Annotated in this window: 4 protein-coding genes and 1 pseudogene; 2 read left to right on the top strand and 3 right to left on the bottom strand. The window is 69.6% G+C overall.

From position 1 onward, the window contains the following. A pseudogene (locus tag J0L98_RS21225) lies at positions 1–810 on the top strand (cobyrinate a,c-diamide synthase); the annotation flags it as partial. 184 nt (positions 811–994) lie between these two features. Here the strand turns inward: J0L98_RS21225 and J0L98_RS21220 are convergent. Further along, a complete protein-coding gene (locus J0L98_RS21220; RefSeq protein ID WP_296414219.1) occupies positions 995–2,209 on the bottom strand; it encodes an RtcB family protein in 1,215 nt (404 codons plus the stop codon). A gap of 139 nt (positions 2,210–2,348) precedes the next feature. Between J0L98_RS21220 and J0L98_RS21215 the strand changes: the two genes are divergently transcribed. After that, a complete protein-coding gene (locus J0L98_RS21215) occupies positions 2,349–3,995 on the top strand; it encodes a GGDEF domain-containing protein (protein WP_296414218.1) in 1,647 nt (548 codons plus the stop codon). Here the strand turns inward: J0L98_RS21215 and J0L98_RS21210 are convergent. Continuing rightward, on the bottom strand, positions 3,982–4,446 hold the full coding sequence (locus tag J0L98_RS21210; protein WP_296414216.1) for a DUF2269 domain-containing protein: 465 nt from the start codon (positions 4,444–4,446) through the stop codon (positions 3,982–3,984). The genes J0L98_RS21215 and J0L98_RS21210 overlap by 14 nt on opposite strands. Further along, positions 4,434–4,812, bottom strand: a 379-nt coding sequence (locus J0L98_RS21205) for a DoxX-like family protein (protein WP_296414215.1), incomplete at its 5' end; no start/stop codon positions are given. The genes J0L98_RS21210 and J0L98_RS21205, both read right to left, overlap by 13 nt.

Genomic DNA, 4,812 nt, shown 5'->3' with positions numbered 1-4,812 from the left:
CAGGACAGCCTGCGCCCCGGCATTGCCTGGTATGGCGCCTTGCCGCGGGATGCCGACGCAGCGCTGCCCGAGCGTCACCTGGGCCTGCTGCAGGCCGCCGAGATCGCCGACCTGGACGCCCGCCTGGATCGCCTCGCCGACCACCTGGCGCGCACCGGCGCCGCCGACCGTCCGGTGGCGGTGGCCTTTCCCGACGCGCCGGCGCCCCACGTGCTGCCGCTGTTGCAGGGGCGGCGCATCGCCATCGCCCGGGATGCCGCCTTCGGCTTCATCTATCCCGCCAACCTGGACACGCTGCAGTCCTTGGGCGCGGAGTTGGCCTTCTTCTCGCCCCTGGCCGGCGAGGCGCTGCCCGACTGCGACGCCCTGTGGCTGCCCGGCGGCTATCCGGAGCTTCACGCCGCTGCGCTGGCCGCCAATGCCGGCTGGCAGGCCGGGCTGAAGGCCCACCAGGCCGCCGGCAAGCCTCTGCTGGCCGAGTGTGGCGGCATGATGAGCCTGTTCGAAACCCTCACCGACCGGGAAGGCGTGACCCATCCGGGGGCCGGCCTGCTCCCGGGCCATACCCGCATGCAGCCCCGCCTGGCGGCCCTGGGCACCCAGGTGGCCGAGCTGCCGGAAGGGCGCCTCACCGGCCACACCTTCCACTATTCGAAGAGCGAGACGCCCGTGGCTCCCCTGGCCCGCGCCACCACGCCGGCCGGCCGAGAGGGCGAGGCCATCTACCGCCTCGGCCGCCTCACCGCCTCCTATGTGCACTTTTACTTTCCGTCCAATCCGGCCGCGGTGGCGGCCCTGTTCAGCGCCTGAGCGCTGGCGAATAAACCCGGACGCCGTCGTTTGAGGGGCGACGCTGCTTCTCCTGTAGGGGCGACTTCAGTCGCCCAAAACGCGCCGATCACCGGCACGCCGTTGATCAAAGTCCGCGGGCGACTGAAGTCGCCCCCACGGGCCCTCCAGCCACCCTCGGTGTGTCCGGAGTGCCCGTTGCGCGTCAGCCCTTCACGCAGACCACCTGGCGCAGGGTGTGGACGATCTCCACCAGCTCCGACTGGGCGGCCATCACCGCGTCGATGTCCTTGTAGGCCATCGGGATCTCGTCGATCACGTCGGCGTCCTTGCGGCACTCCACGCCGACGGTGGCGCGCACCTGGTCGGCCAGGCTGAACTGCTTCTTCGCCTGGGTGCGGCTCATGCGCCGGCCGGCGCCGTGGCTGCATGAGCAGAAGGAATCCTCATGGCCGAGCCCGCGCACGATGAAGCTCTTCGCGCCCATGGAGCCGGGGATGATGCCCAGTTGCCCCCGCTGGGCCGACACCGCCCCCTTGCGCGTCACCAGCACTTCGCGGCCGAAATGGGTCTCTCGCTGCACGTAGTTGTGGTGGCAGTTCACCGCCTCCAGATCGGCACGGAAGGGCTTGGATATCTCCCGGCGGGCAGCAGCCACCACCGCCTCCATCATCAGCGCCCGGTTGCGCCGGGCGTAGTCCTGGGCCCAGCCGACCGCCTCCACGTAGTCATCAAAATGGCGGCTGCCCTCGGTGAAGTAGGCCAGGTCGCGGTCGGGCAGGTTGGCGATGTGCTGGCGCATGTCGGCCTGGGCCAGCTCGATGAACAGGCTGCCGATGGCGTTGCCCACCCCGCGGGAGCCCGAGTGAAGCATGAACCACACCCCGTCGGCCTCATCCACGCATACCTCGATGAAGTGGTTGCCGGTGCCCAGGGTGCCCAGATGCAGGCGGTTGTTGCTGCGCGCCAGCTTCGGGTGCTTGTCGGTGATGCGCCGGAAGCCCGGCGCCAGGGCCTGCCACATGGCATCCACCGCCGCCGGGGCCTCGCTCCAGGCACCGCTGTCGCGTTTGCCGAAGGTCTTGCCGTGGGGCACGGCGGCCTCGATGGCGCTGCGCAGGCGATGCAGGGAATCCGGCAGGTCGGCGGCCACCAGCGAGGTGCGGGCGGCGATCATGCCGCAGCCGATATCCACCCCCACTGCCGCCGGGATGATGGCGCCGACGGTGGGGATGACGCTGCCGATGGTCGAGCCCTTGCCCAGGTGTACGTCCGGCATCACCGCCAGATGTTTGTAGATGAAGGGCAGGCGGGCGGTGTTCATGAGTTGTTGGCGGGCGGCATCCTCCACCGGTACGCCACGGGTCCATAGCTTGATCGGCGCGCCGCCGGGAACGGGAAGGGTGTCGTGCTGGGGCATGGCATGTCTCGCGGGGCAATTGCCGCAGTTTCGCCGGAAACGCCGCCGTGGGGTTGACCCCTTGGGGCGAAGGGGCATTGGCGCTACCATCCGGCCTGGCCTGCCGCCCGGTACAGGTCCGAGCCGCTCCGACAGGCCCATGAACCTGAAACCCTTCGGCAACAGCCTTCTCGTCCGTCTTGTCCTTTTCGGCCTGCTGCTGGTCATCCTCGGCGGTGGCACACGCTATTACTTCCAGGCGCGCTTCCTGCGCGAGGATCTGACCGAGCTGGTGTCGTCCCAGCAGACCGCCATGGCCGAGGCGGTGGCCCAGGACATCGACGCCCGGATCCAGGACCGTCTGCGCCTGCTCGAACGCCTTGCCCAGACCCTGCAACCGGCCCTGCTCGATCAGCCCGACGCCCTGCAGGCCTGGCTGGGCGAGCGCTACCAGCTGAATCCCGTGTTTTCCCTCGGCGTGCTGGTGGTGGATACCCACGGGCGTGTCCTGGCGGACTATCCCAAGGTGGCGGGCCGCACCGGCTCATCCATCGCCAACAGCCCCGACTTCATGCGCGTCGCCCAGGGTGAAGGCGGGGTGGGCAGACCACGGCTGGGGGCATTTACGCGGCAGTCGATCCTGCCCATGGGCATGCCGCTGAAGACCCCCGATGGCCGCGTGCGCGCCGTCTTGCTCGGCATCACCGCCCTGGGCGCGTCGGGCTTCCTCGACCGCATCACCCACGGCCGCATCGGCGAGACCGGCGGCTTTCTGCTGATCTCGCCGGCCGACAAGCTTTTCATTGCGGCGAGCGATCCGGACCTGGTGCTCAAGCCCACCCCCGCCCCGGGCATCAATCTGCTCCATGACCGGGCCATGGCGGGTTTCCGGGGCAGCGGCATCACCCGCAACGCGAAGGGCGTTGAGGAGCTGTCGAGCATTGTCAGCGTGCCCGGCACCGGCTGGTTTGTGGTGGCCCGTATGCCCACCGCCGAGGCCTTTTCCCCCGTCCGGCGTGCCCAGGACGTGGTGATCCGCCACAGCTTCACGGCCATGCTGCTGGTGTTCCTGGTGGTCGGCTTCATGGCCCGCATGATGCTCGGGCCTCTCAAGCATGCGGCCACCCTGGCCGACCGGATGACCCACGGCGAGATTCCCCTGCGCCCCCTGCCGGTGGTCCGCGACGACGAGGTGGGGCGCCTGACCACCGCCTTCAACCAGTTGCTCGACAAGCTCACCCGCAGCCAGGTGAAGCTCGAGCGCATGGCCCACCACGACGAACTCACCGGCCTGCCCAACCGCGCCTTGCTGGCCGACCGGATGCGTCAGGGGCTGGCACGGGCGCAGCGCAGCGGCCTGCGCGTCGCTGTCTTGTACCTGGATCTGGACGGCTTCAAGCCCATCAACGACAGCCTCGGGCATGGAGCGGGTGACCAGGCCCTGGTGGAAGTGGCCCGCCGCCTGTCCGGCGTGCTGCGCCAGAGCGACACCCTGGCCCGGGTGGGGGGTGACGAGTTCGTGCTGCTGGTCACCGACCTGACCCGGGACGACGAGGGGAACATCGCGGCCCTGGCCAGTCGCTGCATCGACACCCTCACGCCACCGCTGGTGCTGCAGGGCGTCTCGTGCTCTCTGGGGGTGTCCATCGGCATTGCCCTGAACGAGGCGGACGACGAACCGGATGCGGTGCTGCTGGCGGCCGACCGGGCCATGTACGAGGCCAAGGAGGCCGGGCGCGGGCGCTACGTCACCGCGCCGGGGTCACGCATGCCCCAGGCGCCCGTCCGGCCCTTCATACGGGCTTGAACACCATCAGGACGTACACCACCACCATTGCCGAGAAGGCCGGGTAGCCCAGCCGCTCCCAGCGGCGGGCGTAGATCCAGTAGCGGGCCGGCAGGGGCCGCCCTTCGGCGTGGGCGGCCACCGCCATCTTCCCCATGCGGATCTGGTACCAGACCACCGGCAGCCAGCACAGCCCGGCCAGCGCATACAAGCCCAGGGAGGTGAGGATCCACAGGGAATCCAGGGGATAGCCGGCCTGATGGATCAGCCAGGCGCCGGAGAGGGGCTGGATGATCACCGCCGGGGTGGTGAACCACCAGTCGGCCTTCACCACCAGGCGCGAGACCACGGCAATCGCCTCCACCGAGCCCGAGCGGTTGGCAAAGAACAGGTAGAAGGCCGTGCCGAAGCCGGTGCCCACCATCAGCACCGACGACAGGATGTGCAGGGTCTTGATGCTCAGGTAGTCCATGGTTGCGGCTCCGACATGAGGATGAGGAGGATGGCGAGAATGGGCAGGTTCTTGAGTACCGGGCCGAAGGGGTGGGACAGGAAGGCCGGCAGGGCCACGGCAATGATGGCCGAGTAGCCCAGCACCAGTGCGGCCTGCAGGCACCACAGCCGGCGGCTCGGGCGGAACAGGCAGGCCAGGCCCATGGCCAGGTCGAGGGCGACAGCGGTGTACAAGGCGGCGACCGCACCGGCGCCCTCCAGGCCCACGCCGGCAAGCAGGGCGAGGCTGGCGTCGCGGGGATGCACGGCGAGGCTCACCCAGGCGGTCGCCAGCCACACGAAGGCAAGGGTGTAGCGCAGCAGCGGCGTGCGCCAGGCCGCCAGG

The sequence above is a fragment of the Zoogloea sp. genome (genome assembly GCF_017302315.1).
Lineage (GTDB): Bacteria > Pseudomonadota > Gammaproteobacteria > Burkholderiales > Rhodocyclaceae > Zoogloea.
Note: the sequence above shows the minus strand (reverse complement) of the source record. Positions and strands in the feature narration are given on the sequence as shown.

Coding starts and splice junctions, on each gene's coding strand:
- J0L98_RS21220 (WP_296414219.1), bottom strand. CDS start 2,209: ATGCCCCAGCACGACACCCTTCCCGTTCCCGGCGGCGCGCCGATCAAG.
- J0L98_RS21210 (WP_296414216.1), bottom strand. CDS start 4,446: ATGGACTACCTGAGCATCAAGACCCTGCACATCCTGTCGTCGGTGCTG.
- J0L98_RS21215 (WP_296414218.1), top strand. CDS start 2,349: ATGAACCTGAAACCCTTCGGCAACAGCCTTCTCGTCCGTCTTGTCCTT.